The organism is Akkermansia muciniphila ATCC BAA-835, from assembly GCF_000020225.1.
Classification (GTDB): Bacteria; Verrucomicrobiota; Verrucomicrobiia; order Verrucomicrobiales; family Akkermansiaceae; genus Akkermansia; species Akkermansia muciniphila.
This window is the reverse complement of the sequence record NC_010655.1, coordinates 1,039,892-1,055,169: the sequence shown is the minus strand read 5'-3', so window position 1 is coordinate 1,055,169 and position 15,278 is coordinate 1,039,892. Positions and strand designations below refer to the sequence as shown.

Below are 15,278 nucleotides of genomic sequence, written 5' to 3'. Positions count from 1 at the left end.
CATGCCTAAAGTACCCATTCTGATGCCCCAGCTCGGGGATTCCATTGCGGAAGCCACTGTGCTGCGCCTGCTGGCGGCCCAGGGCGATACCGTAGAAGCCGACCAGGAAATCTTTGAGGTAGAAACCAACAAGGCCACCATGGGAGTCACCACCATGTGCGGCGGCATCCTGAGCGATGTGTTCATCAAGGAAGGGGAATCCGTCGTGGTCGGCGCCTGCATGGCCATGATTGAGGCCACGGAAGAGGAAATTGAGCGTTCCGGAGCGACTCCGGCCGGAGATTCCACCCAGCCGTCCCTTCCAGCCAGTCCGGAATCCGTTCCCCAGGCCGCGCCCTCCGCCCCTCCCCGGGAGGAAAAACCCGCAGGCGTCCACTTCGGGGTGACGGGGGAATCCTATCAGGAAAACGGAACGGACCTGAAAGTCCAGCCCAGCGTGCGCGGCCTCCCCGTACCCGCCGGCATGAAGGGCGCGCACTACATGTCCCCCCGGATGAAGGCGCGCATGGATGAATTGGGCATGAGCGCCTCCGACATCGCTTTCATCTCCGGTTCCGGGGCGGGCGGACGCGTCACCATTGACGACCTGGAAGAATTCCTGGAATATGTTAGCCAATGGCCGCACCGCAAGGCCTCATCCATGCGGCTGGCCGTGGCGGACGCCATGCGCCGCAGCTGGACGCGCCCGCTGGCCTCCGCCGGGCGTCCCGTATTCATGGACCCCCTCATCAAACACAGGCAAAATTCCCCGCTGCGGCCCGGCATCACCCTGTACTTTGCCCGCGCCCTGGCCCTGTCCCTGGCGGAAAGCCCGGAATGCGCCGGCTACCTGGTGGGGGAAAACATTCTTTCTCCCAAAACAATCGACATCGGCATCGCCGCCCAGGTGGCGGACGGCGTCATGGTTCCCGTGCTGCGCCGCGTGAACGAACGGACGATGGAAGAACTGCTGGAAGACTATAACAGGCTGATTGCCCAGGCGCGCCGCCGCAGGCTGGCTCCGGAAGACAGCACGGGCGGCATCGCCACGGTCACCAACTTCGGCGGCTTCGGCCTCACCTTTGCCGCGCCCATGCCCATGCCCAGCGAATCCATTATCCTGGGGGTGGGGGCCGTCACCAAAACCCCGGTCTGGAGTGACGAAGTGGAGGCGTTTATCCCCATCTCCAAGGCCAACATCGTGGCTACGGGAGACCACCGCGTGGTGGACGGAGCGGACATCGGCCGCCTGCTCAAGCGCGTGGCGGAATTGCTCCAGCGCCCGGAATACCTGTAACCAGCCCCGTTCCCCCAGCTTCACGCCGCATGACAACAGACCCGCCCGTATTAGGCCTGGTAGCCGGAGACGGCGTTTATCCGGAATATATTGTCCGGGGCGCACGCCGCCGGACGCCGGAATTGCGTATCGTGGCCGTAGGGTTCAAGGGGGAAACCAACCCCGCCGTCATCCCCCTGTGCGACGCTTACCAGGAATTCAGCGTGGGCCAGATAAGCAAGCCGTTCACTTTCCTGAAAAAGCACGGCGTAAGGAACGTTATCATGGCCGGCGGCATCAATCCGAAAAATATTCTTTCCCTCCGTCCGGACCTTCGCGCCCTTTCCGTATTGATGCGCATGCCGGAAAAAAATGCGGACTCCCTGCTTGGGGCCGTCATCACGGAAGCGGAAAAGGAAGGCTTCATCATCCTCCCGGCCTCCACCTACATGGAGGAGCACATGCCGCAGCCGGGGCATATCGCCGGACCTCCTCCCACGCCTGAACAATGGGAGGACGCCCGCTTCGGCATGCAGACGGCCAAGGAAATCAGCCGTCTCCACATCGGGCAGTCCGTCATCGTGCACGGCGGCACCGTCATCGCCGTGGAAGCGATTGAAGGCACCAACAACTGCATACGCCGCGGAGGGGAACTGGGCAACGGCAAACCGGCCACGCTGGCCAAAGTGGCCCGCCTGGGGCATGACATGCGCTTTGACATCCCGACAGTCGGCCCCGTCACCATTGAAACGTGCGCGGAATGCGGCGTCAGGCAAATCGCCCTGGAAGCGGGCAAAACCATCTTGCTGGAACGCGACCGGGTGGAGGAATTATGCAAAAGGCATAAAATCAGCCTGCATGCCCTCCAGACCGTGGAACAGGACACCCCTTCCCCGGAAAACCGGCCCGCATAAAAATCCCCTCGTCCGGAAATCCGGACAAGGGGAGGTCATCCCGCGCACGGGAGGAAGAATGGGAAACGGCTTGCTTCAACCGCCGCCGGGACTAAGAATTCTTATCCTTGTCCATCATGGATTTGGCCTTGTCGCTCACGCTTTCAGCCATGTCCTTGACGGCTTCCTTGCCTCTTTCGCAGGCGTCTTTCATCTTGTGCTTGCCTTCCTCCATTTTGCCGGAAGCGGCATCGTTCGCACATCCGCAGCCTTTATTCATATGATCCTTGGATTCGCACATAATAAGCAAATATTTTTATTGTTCATCGTTTGAGTTAACCGTTTTTCACAGCGTCACCGACGGCTTCGGCCTTATCGGCAGTCCTGTCCGCCGCATGGTCAACGGCGTCCCTGCTGTCCTGATAAGCATCCCTGGCGGTTTCCTTGCCCTTTTCATAGGCGTCCCTGGCAGCCTGCCTGCCTTCCTTCATTTTTTCGGAGGCGGCGTCCTTGGCAGCCTTGGCGCCCTCTTTCATGTGCTCTTTGGCTTCAGCCATGTCCTTGTCTCCCTTGGAGCAGGAGCCGCTGCCGCAGGCTCCCTGGGCCAGGGCCACCACCGGAATCGCAACGGCCGCTGCCGCTATCATATAGATCAATTTTTTCATGATGTTATTCTATCTGGTTTCATTCCAATAGACTCTTTTTTCATGAAAAACCATGAATCCGGCAGTGTCATTCTGCGTTCACTCCCTCAGGTTAAAAGCCAGAACCGCCGCAGAGGCAACGCAATCCCGGCATGGCACGGACCCCTCTTTTTTCAATTCCCTGCAATGGGAATAGCCCAGCTTTTCCACAAACCGCCGCCTCAGCTCCTCCCTGGACTGCACGGGCGTACACAGCAGCGCCCCGTAAAGGGCGCCGCACAGTCCGTCTGGAGCCTTTCCGGTACCGCAGGAGGAAACGGTTTCCAGCAAATCCTCCCTGCCCAGAGCCGCGCAGACGGCCTGGGCGCAGTTGTGGCGCCAGGGCGCCGTGCGGAAGGTGGACAGAGCTTTTTCTTCTATGTTCATGCCCTTACTGTAGGCTCCGCCTCTTTCCGGGTCAAGACCCCCTTTCCGGCCGTCCATCCGGGGGCGGGAAGACGGTTTCTCCCGGCATCCCGCGCCGGAGGAGCTCACTTTCCGGCAAGCCTCCGGCTGGTTTCCAGGCGCGCAGCCAGTTCCTCAAAGGGAACGGTTCCATCCAGACAGAAGCTCACCCAGTTTTTCTTATTCATATGGTAGGCCGGAAAACGGCTGCGATTATCCGCAAGAATCCCGGACTCACCGGGACAAACCCGCAGGTTCAAAACCTCCACCCGTTCCTTGGAACTGCCCCCCAGCTTCAAGCGCGGCACAGCCAGAAAAGCGGCGTACCATTTTTCCGTATCCTTCCGCCGCACCACTGCGTTCCCCGGAAACTTCCTCCACAGGAATTCCAGTTCCTCCCCGTAAGCTTTACGGATGTGCGCGATGAGGCTCCGGGCGGGAGCCGCCTTGAAAAAATCAGGTTCAAAGCAGCATTCCGCCACATGCCACAGTTCTTCCTCATATTCCCTGCGGAGCATTCTTGTCCGCAACCTGTCCTCCGTTCCCGGGTCAGCATGCCGGATATTCTTCCCGTCCGCATCATGCACCGTTGCATGAACAGAACCGTCCGCGTGTATTTCCAATTCCATGCAGAACTGGCCGTCCAGCAATGCCGCCCTGCGCAGAAAACCGCTTTCCACACGAACGAAACCGAAGGAGAGCAGCTTTTCCACGCACAGCTTCCTGTCCCTGAAAACGCGTTCCACAGTTTTTTCATACCAGCTTTTCCGGGGAATACGGCGAAAGAACATAAGAAAAACAAGGTTAAAGACGAAGAAGGGAAGAGCGCCCTCCACTTCCGTCCAGGTTCAAACGGGATCATGATAGGGCCGCACGAAAACGGCACAAGGATAAAATAACCCGCCGCGGCTCAACTCCGGGGCGCACACCGGAAAAACGGCCTCATCTGCCCGTCAGCACGTACCACACGAACAGGCTGTTGTGCTTCACGTACCGCCTGAGCAGTCTTCCCGGCTCCCGGTAAATGCGGTACAACCATTCCAGACCGTTCTTCTGCATCCATCGCGGAGCCCGTTTCACCGTACCGGCATGGAAAGCGAACGCCGCCCCTACGCCCACATAAACCGCGGGGGGCAGCAATTCCCTCTGCTCCGCCATCCACCGCTCCTGTTTCGGGCAGCCCAGCCCCACCCATACCACATTGGCCCCGCTTGAAGCAACCGCCTCCCGCATGTTTTCCAGATCTTCCTCCGTCCAAGGGCGGAACGGAGGAGAATACGCCCCGGCCAGTTGAAAACCGGGGTATTTTTCCTTTAATGCCCCAGACAGGGCTTCCAGCAGCTTCTCATCCCCGCCCAGCAAAAAATGGCGCAAGCCCGGATACTGCACATTCGAACGCACCAGCGCTTCCATCAAATCCGGCCCGCTCACACGGCACGCTTCCCTTTCCCCCCCGGAAGAAAGCCTCCGGTTCAGCCTCCACACTACCGGCATACCGTCCGGGCAAATCACGTCCATCCGTTCCAGCACGTTCCCGTAATCCCGGTCATGCACGCCGAGGGTTACCACATGGGCATCCGCCGCGGCCACCAGAAACGGAGCTTCCGCCTCCAGCGCGCGTTCCGCCAGCGCAGCGGACATCTCTTCCACGGAACTGACGGCTACGGAAAAGCCGAATACGTTTCTGGTTTCGCACGGTATCCGCGCGCCGGGACGGTCAAAATTGTCTGGAATAGTCATGGCCTGAGAACATGCAGCGTGAGCATTACGGCAGGGACAGCCTCAGCCCGTCATACGCGGGCATGACGTTTTCCGGCAGCTTGCCGGAAAGAATCCCGTAATCCATATCATGGGACAGGTGGGTCAGCACGGCGCGGCGGGGCCGGACGGCGGCAATGGCGGCCAACGTTTCCTCCAGGCACATGTGCGTGGGGTGCAGATGATAACGCAGTCCGTCAATAATCAGCAAATCCACTCCTTTCATCCTCTCCAGGGACGGGGCCGGGATGCTTTTCACATCCGGCATGTAAACCAGGCTCCGGCCTCCCGCCTCCAGGAGATAGGCATATGTCTCCACCCCGGCATGGAGCACCGGAAGGGGCGTCGCCAGCATGTTCCCCACACGGAACGGAGCCGTCACCTCGTGAGGCTCCGGCCTGACGTACCCGCTCCGCCCCGGTTTAGGAACGAACGCCCAGCCGTACATGGTCCGCAGGGCGTCCACCGTCATGGGAGAAGCATACATGGGCAGGCCGCCGGACCGGCGCCAGCAGAAGGCGCGCAAATCGTCAAAACCTCCCACGTGGTCCACATGGGCATGCGTATAAAGAACGGCATCCACATCCGTGATATTTTCCCGCAGGGCCTGCTGCCGCAAATCCGGGGAAGAATCCAGCAGGAGGCGGGTGCCAGCGGCCTCCACATAAATTGAAGAACGCAACCGCCTGTTTCTGGGGTCCGGGGACGTGCAGACCGCGCAGGAGCAGCCTATCTGCGGCACTCCGGTGGACGTTCCTGTGCCCAAAAAGAGAATGTTCATCACAGAGGTCATGATTGCGTTTAGGGCAAATGATGCCATAATGCATTCAAAATCCAAAGCCCGAATGCTTACATTGCTGAAAATTAAAAACCTGGCCCTTGTGGACCAGCTGCTCTGGGAACCCAGTTCCGGATTCATCTGCATCACGGGGGAAACCGGGGCGGGGAAATCCGTCATCATTGGAGCCATACGCCTGGCGCTGGGAGAACGGGCGGACAAGACGCTCATCCGCTCCGGGGAACAGCAATGCAGCGTGGAAGCTGTGTTCCATCTGCCGGAATCCTCCCCCGTGCACGCCATTCTGAACGAGCATGGCGTCCCGCCCTGCGAAGACGGCAACCTGATTATCAAGCGCCTCATCTCTTCCACGGCCAACCGCCAGTTCCTGAACGACAGCCCGTGCACCCTGAATCTGCTGAGGGAAGCGGGAGCCTGCCTGGTGGACATGCATGGCCCCAGCGACCACCGCTCCCTGGTCTCCCAGGAAAGGCAGCTTTCCCTGCTGGACGCCTTCGGGGAGCACGCTCCCCTGGTGCACTCCTATTCGGACGCCTGGAGGCAATGGCAGGATGCGCGCCGGGCCTATGATGACCTGGAACATGCGGAAGCGGCCACCGCACGGGAAATAGAACTGCTGCGCCACCAGGTGGATGAAATAGATTCCGCCGCCTTCACTCCGGAAGAAGTGCTCACGCTGGAAGAACGCTGGCAGCGCGCCCGCAACGGCACCCGGCTCCGGGAACAGGTCTCCAAAATGCTTTCCATGCTGGAGGAAACGGATGTGCCCGGCCTGGGGACCCAATTGAGGGAATTGACACGGGCGGCCCATGAGCTGGAACGCATGGACGCCTCCACCGCCGCGTGGCTGGCTCCATTGGCGGGAGTGAATTTGGAACTCAAGGAAATTGAGGGACGCCTGGCGGATTATTCCGCCGAACTGGACTGCGACCCCCGGGAACTTTTCCAGCTGGAGGAACGCATCAACCTGCTGGAATCTCTGAAAATGAAATACGGCCCCTCCTTTGAGGACGTCTGTTCCCGGAGGGAGGAGGCGGCCAGCCGCCTGGACCGCATTGAACACCGCACGGAACGCCTGGAAGAGCTGAGGGCCTCCATCGCCGCCCTGCGCAAGCAGATGGACGCCGCCGGGCAGGCTCTGACCAGAGCGCGCCAGGACTCCGCGCCCAGGCTGGCGGCTTCCATCGTCAGGCACTCCCGGGAGCTGGGATTCCGCCAGGCCGTCTTTGAAGTGAGCCTCTCCCCCCTTCAGGAACCGGGCTCACAGGGAATGGAAACGGTGGAATTCCTGTTTGGCCCCAATCCCGGAGAACCCTCCAAGCCTCTCCGTCTGATTGCCTCCAGCGGGGAACTGGCGCGCATCATGCTGGCGATTAAAAGCGCCCTGGCCCACAAGGATGCCACCCCCCTGCTGGTATTTGACGAAATAGACGCCAACGTGGGCGGAGAAGTGGCGCGGGCTGTGGGATTCAAGATGCAGCAGCTCGGAAACAGGCACCAGGTGATCTCCATCACGCACTTCCCGCAGGTGGCGGCCCTGGCCTCCCATCATTACCTGGTTCAGAAAGCATCCGCGGGCAACCGCACCATCTCCTGCCTGCGGGAGGTGAGCCATGAAGAACGGGTGGATGAACTGGTCCGCATGCTGGGCGGCGGCGGAGACCACGCACGCACGCTGGCCCAGGCCCTGCTGCAGCCCTCCTGAACGGGAAATGCCGGTGGGGGAGAGGCCGCCCTATTTCCCCAGGCCCCCCAGGCGTGGGGTGAACCCCCGCAGCCTCAGGGAATTGAATACGACGCACAGGGAACTCAAACTCATCGCCCCGGCGGCAATCATGGGATTCAGCGTAAGGCCGAAGGCGGGATATAAACACCCGGCGGCCAACGGAATGCCGATGATGTTGTAAAAGAAAGCCCAGAAAAGATTCTGCCTGATGATGAGCAGCGTGGTGCGGCCCAGCTGGACAGCTTCCGCCACGCCTGCGGGGTTGCTTTTCATCAGCACGATGTCGGAGGATTCCATCGCCAGCTCCGTTCCGGACTTCATGGAAATGCCCACCCGGGCGCAGGCCAGAGCCGGGGCGTCGTTCACGCCGTCCCCTACCATCGCCACCTTGTCCCCGCGTTCCTCCATCTTCATCACATGGGAGGCCTTTTCATCCGGAAGCACGTCGGAGACCACCTCGTCAATGTGGAGTTCTCCGGCCATGTGCCGCGCCGTGGCGGCGTTGTCCCCCGTCAGCATGACGACGCGCAGGTTCATCCGCTTCAAACTGTCCACCGCCGCACGGCTGTCCGGTTTCAGGGAATCCGCCACCATGATGACGCCGGCAGGGCATCCGCCCCTGCCCACATACAGCGGGGACGCGCCCTGCCGCATGAACTCCCGCAGGCGGCTTTCATCCTCCTTCCAGGAAATTCCCTTATCCTGCATGAATCCGGAATTGCCCACCGCATAAGGCACCCCATCCACCGTTCCGGCAATGCCGCGGCCAGGAACCACGGATAAATCCGCCACGGCGCGGACAGGCAAATTCAGAAGCCTGGCGTGTTCATAAACAGCCTTTCCCACAGGATGTTCCGAACCCTGTTCCAAAGCTGCCGCCATTTCCACCAGCGCGTCCGCATCCATGCCTTCCTCCGGCAGCACGGCCACTACCCGCGGCTCCCCTTCCGTCAGGGTGCCCGTCTTGTCAAAAACGACGGTATCCACGCGGCTCAGGGCTTCCAGAGCTCCGGCGGACTTGCACAGGATGCCCAGCCGCGCGCCCCTGCCCGTCCCCACCATAATGGCGATAGGCGTAGCGAGCCCCAGGACACAGGGGCAGGAAATCACCAGCACCGCAATTGCCCTAGCGAGGGCGAAGGAAAACCCCTCCCCGGCAGCCATCCACCCAACCAGCGATACCAGGGCAACGGCAATGACCGCAGGGACAAAGAAATAGCATACCCGGTCCGCCAGCCGCGCAATGGGCGCCTTGGACTGGCTGGCCTGTTCCACCAGGCGGATCATGCGGGCCAGCGTGGAATCCCCGCCCACGCGTTCCGCGCGGATTTTGAGATACCCGGCCCGGTTGAATGTTCCGCTGATCACCCGGTCCCCCGCCGCCCTGTCCACCGGCATGCTTTCCCCCGTCAGGTCCGATTCATCCAGAGCCGCCTGCCCCTCTTCAATCATGCCGTCCACCGGAATCCGCTGCCCGGTTTTCACCACTACCAGATCCCCGGAACGAATTTCATCCAGCGGAACGGCGCGCTCCGCGCCGTCATGCCATACCAGCGCCTCCTGGGGAACCAGCTTCACCAGCCCTTTTACGGCGGCATTCGTTTTCCGATAAGAGCGGCGTTCAAGGTATTTCCCCAGGGAAATCAGGGTGACGATCATGGCCGCAGATTCAAAATACAGCTCCATTCCCTCCACACTGAAACCCTGCCACATCCCCGCAACCAGCAAATACAGCCCATACAGAAAAGCGGAGCCGGAACCGATGGCGATCAGGGAATCCATATTGGGAGACAGCGCCACAAGCTGCCGCACGCCGTTTATCAAATAATGCCGGTTCAGCCACAGGACGGCGCCCGCCAGAATGCCTTGTGTCCACCAATTCATCCAGAGGCCCCAACTCCCTTCCGGAACGGGCCAGTGCCACATGGGGCCCATGGACAAATACATCAAAGGAACCAGCAGCAGAATGGACCAAACGAGGCGGGAACCGCCCGTTTCCTCCTGTTCCAGCCTTTCCTCCCTCTCCGTTCCGGCAAGCGGCTCCTCCTTCCAGTCCGCCAGGCGGAAGCCGGCTTTCTCCACCACCGGAGCTATCCGCTCCATGGCGGGGGAATCAGGTTTTTCAAACAAGACGGTCATCTTCCCCGTCAGCAAATTCAGCTCTACGCGCTCCACCCCCTCCAATCCTTCCACGGCGCGCTCCACCTTGGCGGCACACCCGGCGCAATGCATACCGGAAACAAGATAGTTCTTTTCTTCCATTGTCATTAAAACGGAATGTTTGATGTTCCGGGTCCAGACAGGACCCCATACTGTTAGCCGAACCTAACACATTTATTCCGTTCCTCAAGCCGCTTTCGCGGCTTCAGCCCCCTCTGATAAAAAATGACAAAAAAACGCCCGCGGCCCCGTACCAGTAACAAACACCTTTACTTTCCTCCATGAACATTCCTCCTCTATTCAACATCCTGGCCAGCGCGGCCTTGTTGTCCACCCCCCTCCACGCCCAGCTTTACACCCTCCATGGTGACGGCGTCAAAAAAACGGAGAGAGTCGTGGAAAAAGCGGATTATTCCGATTATGAACTCGTCTGGCACGACGAATTCGACAAAGACGGCCGTCCGGATCCTGCCAAATGGAATTACGAACACGGTTTCGTCCGCAATAAGGAAGCGCAATGGTACCAGCCGGAAAACGCCTATTGCAAAGACGGCATGCTGATTATTGAAGGCAGGAAGGAAAAACATGCCAACCCCCATTACGATCCGGAGGGAAAAAACTGGCAGACGACACGGAAAGAGGCGGAATACACCTCTGCCTCCCTGACGACGCGCAGCAAATTTTCCTGGCTGTACGGGCGATTTGAAATCCGGGCCAGATTCAGCCCGCGGGAAGGCATGTGGCCTGCTTTCTGGACCTTGGGCGTCAAGGAAAAGTGGCCCATGTGCGGGGAAATAGACATCATGGAGTACTACCAGTCCACCTATCTGGCCAATCTCTGCTGGGGTTCCCCCAAAAAACACGTGGGCAAATGGAGCACCACTTACACGCCGCTCAAATGGCTCCAGGAAAAACACGCGGACTGGGCGGACAGCTTCCATGTCTTCCGTATGGACTGGGATGAAAAGGAAGTGCGCCTGTATGCGGACGATATTCTGCTGAACCGGACTCCCCTGGATAATACCGTCAACGCCTCTTACAAGGAAGTCGCCAATCCCTTCCGGCAGCCTCACTTCATCATCCTGAACCTGGCTCTGGGCGCCACCGGCGGAGATCTGGACAAACTGCCGCTGCCCCAGAAATACGAAATAGACTACGTTCGCATTTACCAGAAAAAGGATTCCCCCCATAAAGGAACCATTCCATACCGCGCGGAAAAGTAACCGCCCTCTTCCGGAAACAGGAAAAAGGGCAGGGATTGCGGCATGAAAAAAGCCCCATCCGGACAAACCGGACGGGGCTCTTCAAAGAACAGAAAGAGGGGCAACTCAGTTTACGCGGCCCAGATAGGAACCGTCTTCCGTTTTTACGGAAATCTTTTCACCGGGCTTGATGAAAAGGGGCACCTGCACCACCAGTCCGGTGGTCATCGTGGCGGATTTGTAAACATTGTTCGCGCTGTCGCCCTTGACGCCTTCAGGAGCTTCCGCCACTTCCATGGTGATGGCGGCGGGGAGTTCTACGGAAACGACCGTTTCATCCGTGAAAAGCAGGATGTAGATATTGCCTTCCATCAGATAATCCTTGACGGGTTCCACGATTTCCGGAGACACGGTGATGTCTTCGTATGTATCCGGATTCATGAAGTGATAACCCATGCCGTCAATGTAGCTGAACTCATATTCCTCACGGGCGAGGTTGACGCCTTCCAGGGATTCATTGGAAGTCAGGCGAAGGTTATACACCTTTTTAGTGGAAATGCTGCGGATGCTCATTTGCACATAGGAAGCCATGCGGGGGGGGCACTTGTGCTCCATGCTGACTACAACGCAAACGTCATTGTTGTAATTGACCGCGTGTCCCTTGCGAAGATTGATTACGGGTACTTTTGCCATGCGGCCCGTACCATACCATGTTTTCCCCTCCCGTCAAGGCGAAAAAATCGGGCAACCCCTTGAGGCGCTTGGAGAAAACGCTCCTGAACAGGGCAGCGGGGAAGAAGGGGAAAACGGCTGTTCCTACCGGCTGAGGTCCTGCTGGAACAGGACTTTGATGCCGCTGGAATTCAGCACGGTGCGCCCGAAGTTGAGATCCTCCACGTGAAGAGCCACCAGAGACCCCCGCCCCACGCAAGGCAGCAGGGGATAGAGAAAGTTGACGTTCATTTCCGCGGCATACAGCGCATCCAGGCATTTTTTGAGGTCTGCGGGGCCATGGCGGAGCACCGCCACCAGCACCCCGGACTCCGTATAGCAAATACCTTTCTCCAGAAAAATTTCCGACGTCCTTTCCGGATCGCTGACAATCAGGCGCGCAATAGTCGCCTCATGGCAGTCCTGCATGCTGAATCCCAGACAGAAAATGCCGTGCATGTCCAGCAGGCCGAGGAGGGCGGTCAGGGCCCCCACCCGGTTCTGGAGCATGATGGAATATTGCTTTATCGTGCTGCCGGGGGCTTTAATGGCTTCTTCCTTCATAACAATAAAGCAAATAAGGGCTGTATTCTATTTGGCGTACGTTTTAAGCACGCGCCTGATGATGGCCAGAGCCTGCTGGATTTCCTCTTCACTGACATTCAGCGGCGGCAGCAGACGGACGGTTTCCGGCCCGGCGGGAACGGAAAGCAACCCTTCCTGCCGCAGGGCCTCCACCACTACGGAGGCGATCGTCTTGCCCTCCGGCGCGGCCACCATTTCCGGGTTCAGGCCAATGCCCAGCAACAGGCCCAGGCCACGCACGCCCTGAACAACAGGCAGGTTCCAGGATTCTATTTCCCTGCGAATTTCCGCGCCCAGGCGCCGCGCCCGCTCCGGGAGCCCCTGGGAAACAACTTCCCGCAGCACGGCCAGGCCTACCGCAGTGCCGAGCGGGTTGCCTCCATACGTGGAGCCATGGGAGCCGGGATCCATGATGGAGGAAAGCTCCGTACCCTGGCCGTCAATGGCGCGGTCGGAAATCCAGAAGCCGCCGATGGGGAAACCGCCGCCCAGAGCCTTGGCCCAGGAAATGCCGTCCGGTTCCACATCCGGAGCTACGGCGCGCCATCCCATGATGTCGCCGCAACGGCCAAAGCCGCACTGCACTTCATCCATCAGCAGAAGAAGATCGTGCTCCCTGCATAACTGCGCCAGGCCCCGCAGAAATTCCGGAGTCACGCAGTTGACCCCTCCTTCTCCCTGGACGGTTTCCAGCATGAAGGCCACCGTTTCCGGCCTGATGGCTTCGCGGGCCGTTTCCAGATCGTTGAAAGGCAAATGGCGGAATCCCGGCAGCATGGGGTCAAAGCCGATTTTGATTTTATCCTGCCCCGTGGCGGACATGCTGCCCAGCGTCCTCCCGTGGAAGGATTTGTTGAACGTAAGCACCTCATAACGGGGCTTGCCGTCCGGCTGGGGCTTGCGGTGCCCGTAACGGCGCGCTACTTTGATTAAACCGTCATTGGACTCCGCACCGCTGTTGGAGAAAAAGACTTTTCCCGGGCGCTCCACGCATTTGGTCACAATGAATTCCGCCAGATCCGCCTGCTGGGGGATCTGGTACAGGTTGGAGCAGTGCACCAAGGTGGCGGCCTGCTTTTGCAGGGCCTGCGTCACCGCAGGATGGCAGTGCCCGAGCACGCAGGTCGCAATGCCGGCACAGAAGTCCAGATAGCACTTCCCCGTGCTGTCCCACAGTCGGGAGCCTTCTCCGCGGACGGCAGCCATGGGATAACGGCCATAGGAATGGAGTACGTACTGGTTGAGCTTTTCTTCTGTGTTCATAAGTTAAGGTAATATGGGCGTAGTTTGCTCTTCTGGCCCCGTCTGTAAATGATTTTTTTGGGAACCACGTCATGATTGCCGCATTTTACCCCGGAAGACAGTCACATCTTTGTCCGCCGCCCATTCATTTTTCTTTTCTTTTATCATTTTAACGGCAGAATAACCACCGCAACCAGCAATAATCCACTATGGCTCATTTTTTCAACCTCAAAGGCTTTCTGGAAGAATTCAAGGCATTCGCCCTTAAAGGGAACGTTATTGACCTGGCGGTGGCCGTCGTCATCGGCGGCGCATTCAACAAAATCGTCTCCGTCTTCGTTTCCAGCATCATCACCCCCATCATCGGCTACCTTACTTCCGGGGTCAACCTGGCATACCTGGTGCTGAAGCTGGGCGATGTGGAATTAAAATACGGGGAATTGCTTCAGGCGACCATTGACTTCCTCATCATCGCCTTCTCCGTCTTTGTAGCCATCAAGCTGATCGGAGCCCTGAGGCGCAAGAGCGAAGAAGCTCCGGCCGCCCCTGCTCCCAAGCCGGATGACGTCGTCCTCCTGGAACAGATCCGGGACATCCTGCAAAAACAGGCGGACGCCAAATAAGCCCTTTTGAACGGTTCATGCCGGTTCCATACGGGACCGGCATATTTTTTCCTCTTTACTTGTTCCGCCGCAGACGGGAAAGTGATTGCATGACTTCTCCGCTGCGCCTTTTAGCCTTTGCCCTCCTTCTTGCTCCGTCCCTGCTTCCGGCGGCGGAAAACCAGCGCTTCATTCTGGAACGCCCCTATCCGGTGGCGGAAATCCCGGAACCTGACCGCAGCCTTCCCGTCACCAACGTAATCCTGATGATTGGAGACGGCATGGGCATCCACCACCTTTCCGCCGCATGGGCAGCCAACAGAGGACGCTTATTTATTGAGAACTGCCCGGTTACGGGTATTTCCAAAACATGGTGCGCGGACAAGCTGGTCACGGACTCCGCCGCTGCAGGCACCGCCATGGCGACGGGAACCAAGACGCTTTACCATCGAGTCGCCGTATGCCCCAAGGGCAACAGGCTGGATTCCCTGGTGGACAAGGCGGCGGACATGGGCAAATCCACCGGCGTTATCGCCACCTGCGAGCTGAATGACGCCACCCCGGCATCTTTCTGCGCCAATAATGAAAAAAGATCGGATGCCTACGGCATCATTGGGGATTACCCCCGTTCCCGTGCCGATTTCATCTTTGGCGGCGGCGGCAAATACTTCACGCAGAGGCCGGACGGCAGGGATATCTTCCAGGAAATGCAGGCGCAGGGATACCGCGTCGCCCGCACCTGGGAAGAAGCCGGCGCCTTGCCTCCCGGAAAAACACTGGCCGTCACCGCTCCGGGGAATCTTCCCCCGCCCTCCAAGCGGGGAGACGTTTTCCGCCAAGCCGCACTGAAAGCCCTGGACACCCTTTCCCGGAATCCCGACGGATTTTTCCTGATGATTGAAGGGTCCAACATCGACAAGGCAGCCCACAGCAACAACCTGGAAGAAATGATGGAAGAACTCCTTGATTTTGACCGGACTGCGGGAGCCGTGCTTGACTGGGCCTCCAAACACCCCGGCACCCTGGTCGTCATCACGGCGGACCATAATACGGGGGCATTCGCGCTCACGGGCGGCAGCCGGGAAAAGGGTGAAATAACGGCCCGGTTCGGTTCCGGCAGTCATGACGGCGTGGCTGTTCCGGTGTACGCTTTCGGCGCGGGAAGCGGTGCTTTCACCGGCATTTATGAAAATACGGCCATCTTCAGCAAGATCATGGATGCCTTTAAAAAAGGTGCGGGCAAACCCGTGCGTTAGG

The 15,278-nt window shown here is 59.1% G+C and carries 16 protein-coding genes; 6 read left to right on the top strand and 10 right to left on the bottom strand.

Annotated elements, in window-relative coordinates; translation table 11 throughout:
* Position 1 precedes the first annotated feature (1 nt).
* The gene (locus AMUC_RS04785) at positions 2-1,276 is read left to right on the top strand and encodes a dihydrolipoamide acetyltransferase family protein (protein ID WP_012419933.1); all 1,275 of its coding nucleotides are present in this window, start codon (positions 2-4) and stop codon (positions 1,274-1,276) included.
* A 29-nt stretch (positions 1,277-1,305) separates the two neighbouring features.
* The gene (locus tag AMUC_RS04780; RefSeq protein ID WP_012419932.1) at positions 1,306-2,169 is read left to right on the top strand and encodes an LpxI family protein; all 864 of its coding nucleotides are present in this window, start codon (positions 1,306-1,308) and stop codon (positions 2,167-2,169) included.
* Positions 2,170-2,260: 91 nt separating this feature from the next.
* Here AMUC_RS04780 and AMUC_RS04775 read toward each other — a convergent pair whose 3' ends face one another.
* The 6 genes from AMUC_RS04775 to AMUC_RS04750 all read right to left on the bottom strand — a co-directional run bounded on the left by AMUC_RS04775 (position 2,261) and on the right by AMUC_RS04750 (position 5,775).
* Complete coding sequence (locus tag AMUC_RS04775) at positions 2,261-2,428, bottom strand: hypothetical protein (RefSeq protein WP_153816450.1); 168 nt, start codon at positions 2,426-2,428, stop codon at positions 2,261-2,263.
* A gap of 55 nt (positions 2,429-2,483) precedes the next feature.
* Positions 2,484-2,813 (bottom strand): hypothetical protein, encoded by a 330-nt coding sequence (locus AMUC_RS11900; protein ID WP_012419930.1) that lies wholly within the window; start codon positions 2,811-2,813, stop codon positions 2,484-2,486.
* A gap of 78 nt (positions 2,814-2,891) precedes the next feature.
* Positions 2,892-3,218, bottom strand: a complete 327-nt coding sequence (locus AMUC_RS11895; RefSeq protein WP_046434602.1) for a hypothetical protein — start codon at positions 3,216-3,218, stop codon at positions 2,892-2,894.
* 104 nt (positions 3,219-3,322) lie between these two features.
* The gene (locus tag AMUC_RS04760; RefSeq protein ID WP_012419928.1) at positions 3,323-4,027 is read right to left on the bottom strand and encodes an MmcQ/YjbR family DNA-binding protein; all 705 of its coding nucleotides are present in this window, start codon (positions 4,025-4,027) and stop codon (positions 3,323-3,325) included.
* A 151-nt stretch (positions 4,028-4,178) separates the two neighbouring features.
* On the bottom strand, positions 4,179-4,976 hold the full coding sequence (locus AMUC_RS04755) for a WecB/TagA/CpsF family glycosyltransferase (RefSeq protein ID WP_012419927.1): 798 nt from the start codon (positions 4,974-4,976) through the stop codon (positions 4,179-4,181).
* A 25-nt stretch (positions 4,977-5,001) separates the two neighbouring features.
* Positions 5,002-5,775: an MBL fold metallo-hydrolase gene (locus AMUC_RS04750; RefSeq protein WP_042448808.1), complete on the bottom strand. Its 774-nt coding sequence runs from the start codon at positions 5,773-5,775 to the stop codon at positions 5,002-5,004.
* A gap of 64 nt (positions 5,776-5,839) precedes the next feature.
* On the opposite strand from AMUC_RS04750, the gene recN reads away from it, so the two are divergent.
* Positions 5,840-7,498 carry a DNA repair protein RecN gene (gene recN, locus AMUC_RS04745; protein WP_012419925.1) on the top strand — a complete coding sequence of 553 codons (1,659 nt, stop codon included), beginning with the start codon at positions 5,840-5,842 and terminating at the stop codon, positions 7,496-7,498.
* A gap of 30 nt (positions 7,499-7,528) precedes the next feature.
* Here recN and AMUC_RS04740 read toward each other — a convergent pair whose 3' ends face one another.
* Positions 7,529-9,781, bottom strand: a complete 2,253-nt coding sequence (locus AMUC_RS04740) for a heavy metal translocating P-type ATPase (RefSeq protein ID WP_012419924.1) — start codon at positions 9,779-9,781, stop codon at positions 7,529-7,531.
* Positions 9,782-9,960: 179 nt separating this feature from the next.
* Here AMUC_RS04740 and AMUC_RS04735 point away from each other — a divergent pair, with 179 nt between their 5' ends.
* A complete protein-coding gene (locus tag AMUC_RS04735; RefSeq protein WP_012419923.1) occupies positions 9,961-10,902 on the top strand; it encodes a glycoside hydrolase family 16 protein in 942 nt (313 codons plus the stop codon).
* 105 nt (positions 10,903-11,007) lie between these two features.
* On the opposite strand, the gene efp is transcribed toward AMUC_RS04735, so the two are convergent.
* From efp to AMUC_RS04720, 3 genes are all read right to left on the bottom strand, one after another.
* Positions 11,008-11,574: an elongation factor P gene (efp, locus tag AMUC_RS04730; RefSeq protein ID WP_012419922.1), complete on the bottom strand. Its 567-nt coding sequence runs from the start codon at positions 11,572-11,574 to the stop codon at positions 11,008-11,010.
* 123 nt (positions 11,575-11,697) lie between these two features.
* Positions 11,698-12,156: an amino acid-binding protein gene (locus AMUC_RS04725; protein WP_012419921.1), complete on the bottom strand. Its 459-nt coding sequence runs from the start codon at positions 12,154-12,156 to the stop codon at positions 11,698-11,700.
* A gap of 27 nt (positions 12,157-12,183) precedes the next feature.
* A complete protein-coding gene (locus AMUC_RS04720) occupies positions 12,184-13,440 on the bottom strand; it encodes an aspartate aminotransferase family protein (protein WP_012419920.1) in 1,257 nt (418 codons plus the stop codon).
* 188 nt (positions 13,441-13,628) lie between these two features.
* Here AMUC_RS04720 and mscL point away from each other — a divergent pair, with 188 nt between their 5' ends.
* Positions 13,629-14,042: a large conductance mechanosensitive channel protein MscL gene (gene mscL, locus AMUC_RS04715; protein WP_012419919.1), complete on the top strand. Its 414-nt coding sequence runs from the start codon at positions 13,629-13,631 to the stop codon at positions 14,040-14,042.
* An 89-nt stretch (positions 14,043-14,131) separates the two neighbouring features.
* Positions 14,132-15,277, top strand: a complete 1,146-nt coding sequence (locus tag AMUC_RS04710; protein WP_012419918.1) for an alkaline phosphatase — start codon at positions 14,132-14,134, stop codon at positions 15,275-15,277.
* Position 15,278: the final 1 nt, after the last annotated feature.

Bases quoted from the DNA above. Each gene is read 5' to 3' on its own strand.
- AMUC_RS04785 (WP_012419933.1), top strand. From the start codon at position 2: ATGCCTAAAGTACCCATTCTGATGCCCCAGCTCGGGGATTCCATTGCG.
- AMUC_RS04780 (WP_012419932.1), top strand. From the start codon at position 1,306: ATGACAACAGACCCGCCCGTATTAGGCCTGGTAGCCGGAGACGGCGTT.
- AMUC_RS04775 (WP_153816450.1), bottom strand. From the start codon at position 2,428: ATGAATAAAGGCTGCGGATGTGCGAACGATGCCGCTTCCGGCAAAATG.
- AMUC_RS11900 (WP_012419930.1), bottom strand. From the start codon at position 2,813: ATGAAAAAATTGATCTATATGATAGCGGCAGCGGCCGTTGCGATTCCG.
- AMUC_RS11895 (WP_046434602.1), bottom strand. From the start codon at position 3,218: ATGAACATAGAAGAAAAAGCTCTGTCCACCTTCCGCACGGCGCCCTGG.
- AMUC_RS04760 (WP_012419928.1), bottom strand. From the start codon at position 4,027: ATGTTCTTTCGCCGTATTCCCCGGAAAAGCTGGTATGAAAAAACTGTG.
- AMUC_RS04755 (WP_012419927.1), bottom strand. From the start codon at position 4,976: ATGACTATTCCAGACAATTTTGACCGTCCCGGCGCGCGGATACCGTGC.
- AMUC_RS04750 (WP_042448808.1), bottom strand. From the start codon at position 5,775: ATGAACATTCTCTTTTTGGGCACAGGAACGTCCACCGGAGTGCCGCAG.
- recN (WP_012419925.1), top strand. From the start codon at position 5,840: ATGCTTACATTGCTGAAAATTAAAAACCTGGCCCTTGTGGACCAGCTG.
- AMUC_RS04740 (WP_012419924.1), bottom strand. From the start codon at position 9,781: ATGGAAGAAAAGAACTATCTTGTTTCCGGTATGCATTGCGCCGGGTGT.
- AMUC_RS04735 (WP_012419923.1), top strand. From the start codon at position 9,961: ATGAACATTCCTCCTCTATTCAACATCCTGGCCAGCGCGGCCTTGTTG.
- efp (WP_012419922.1), bottom strand. From the start codon at position 11,574: ATGGCAAAAGTACCCGTAATCAATCTTCGCAAGGGACACGCGGTCAAT.
- AMUC_RS04725 (WP_012419921.1), bottom strand. From the start codon at position 12,156: ATGAAGGAAGAAGCCATTAAAGCCCCCGGCAGCACGATAAAGCAATAT.
- AMUC_RS04720 (WP_012419920.1), bottom strand. From the start codon at position 13,440: ATGAACACAGAAGAAAAGCTCAACCAGTACGTACTCCATTCCTATGGC.
- mscL (WP_012419919.1), top strand. From the start codon at position 13,629: ATGGCTCATTTTTTCAACCTCAAAGGCTTTCTGGAAGAATTCAAGGCA.
- AMUC_RS04710 (WP_012419918.1), top strand. From the start codon at position 14,132: ATGACTTCTCCGCTGCGCCTTTTAGCCTTTGCCCTCCTTCTTGCTCCG.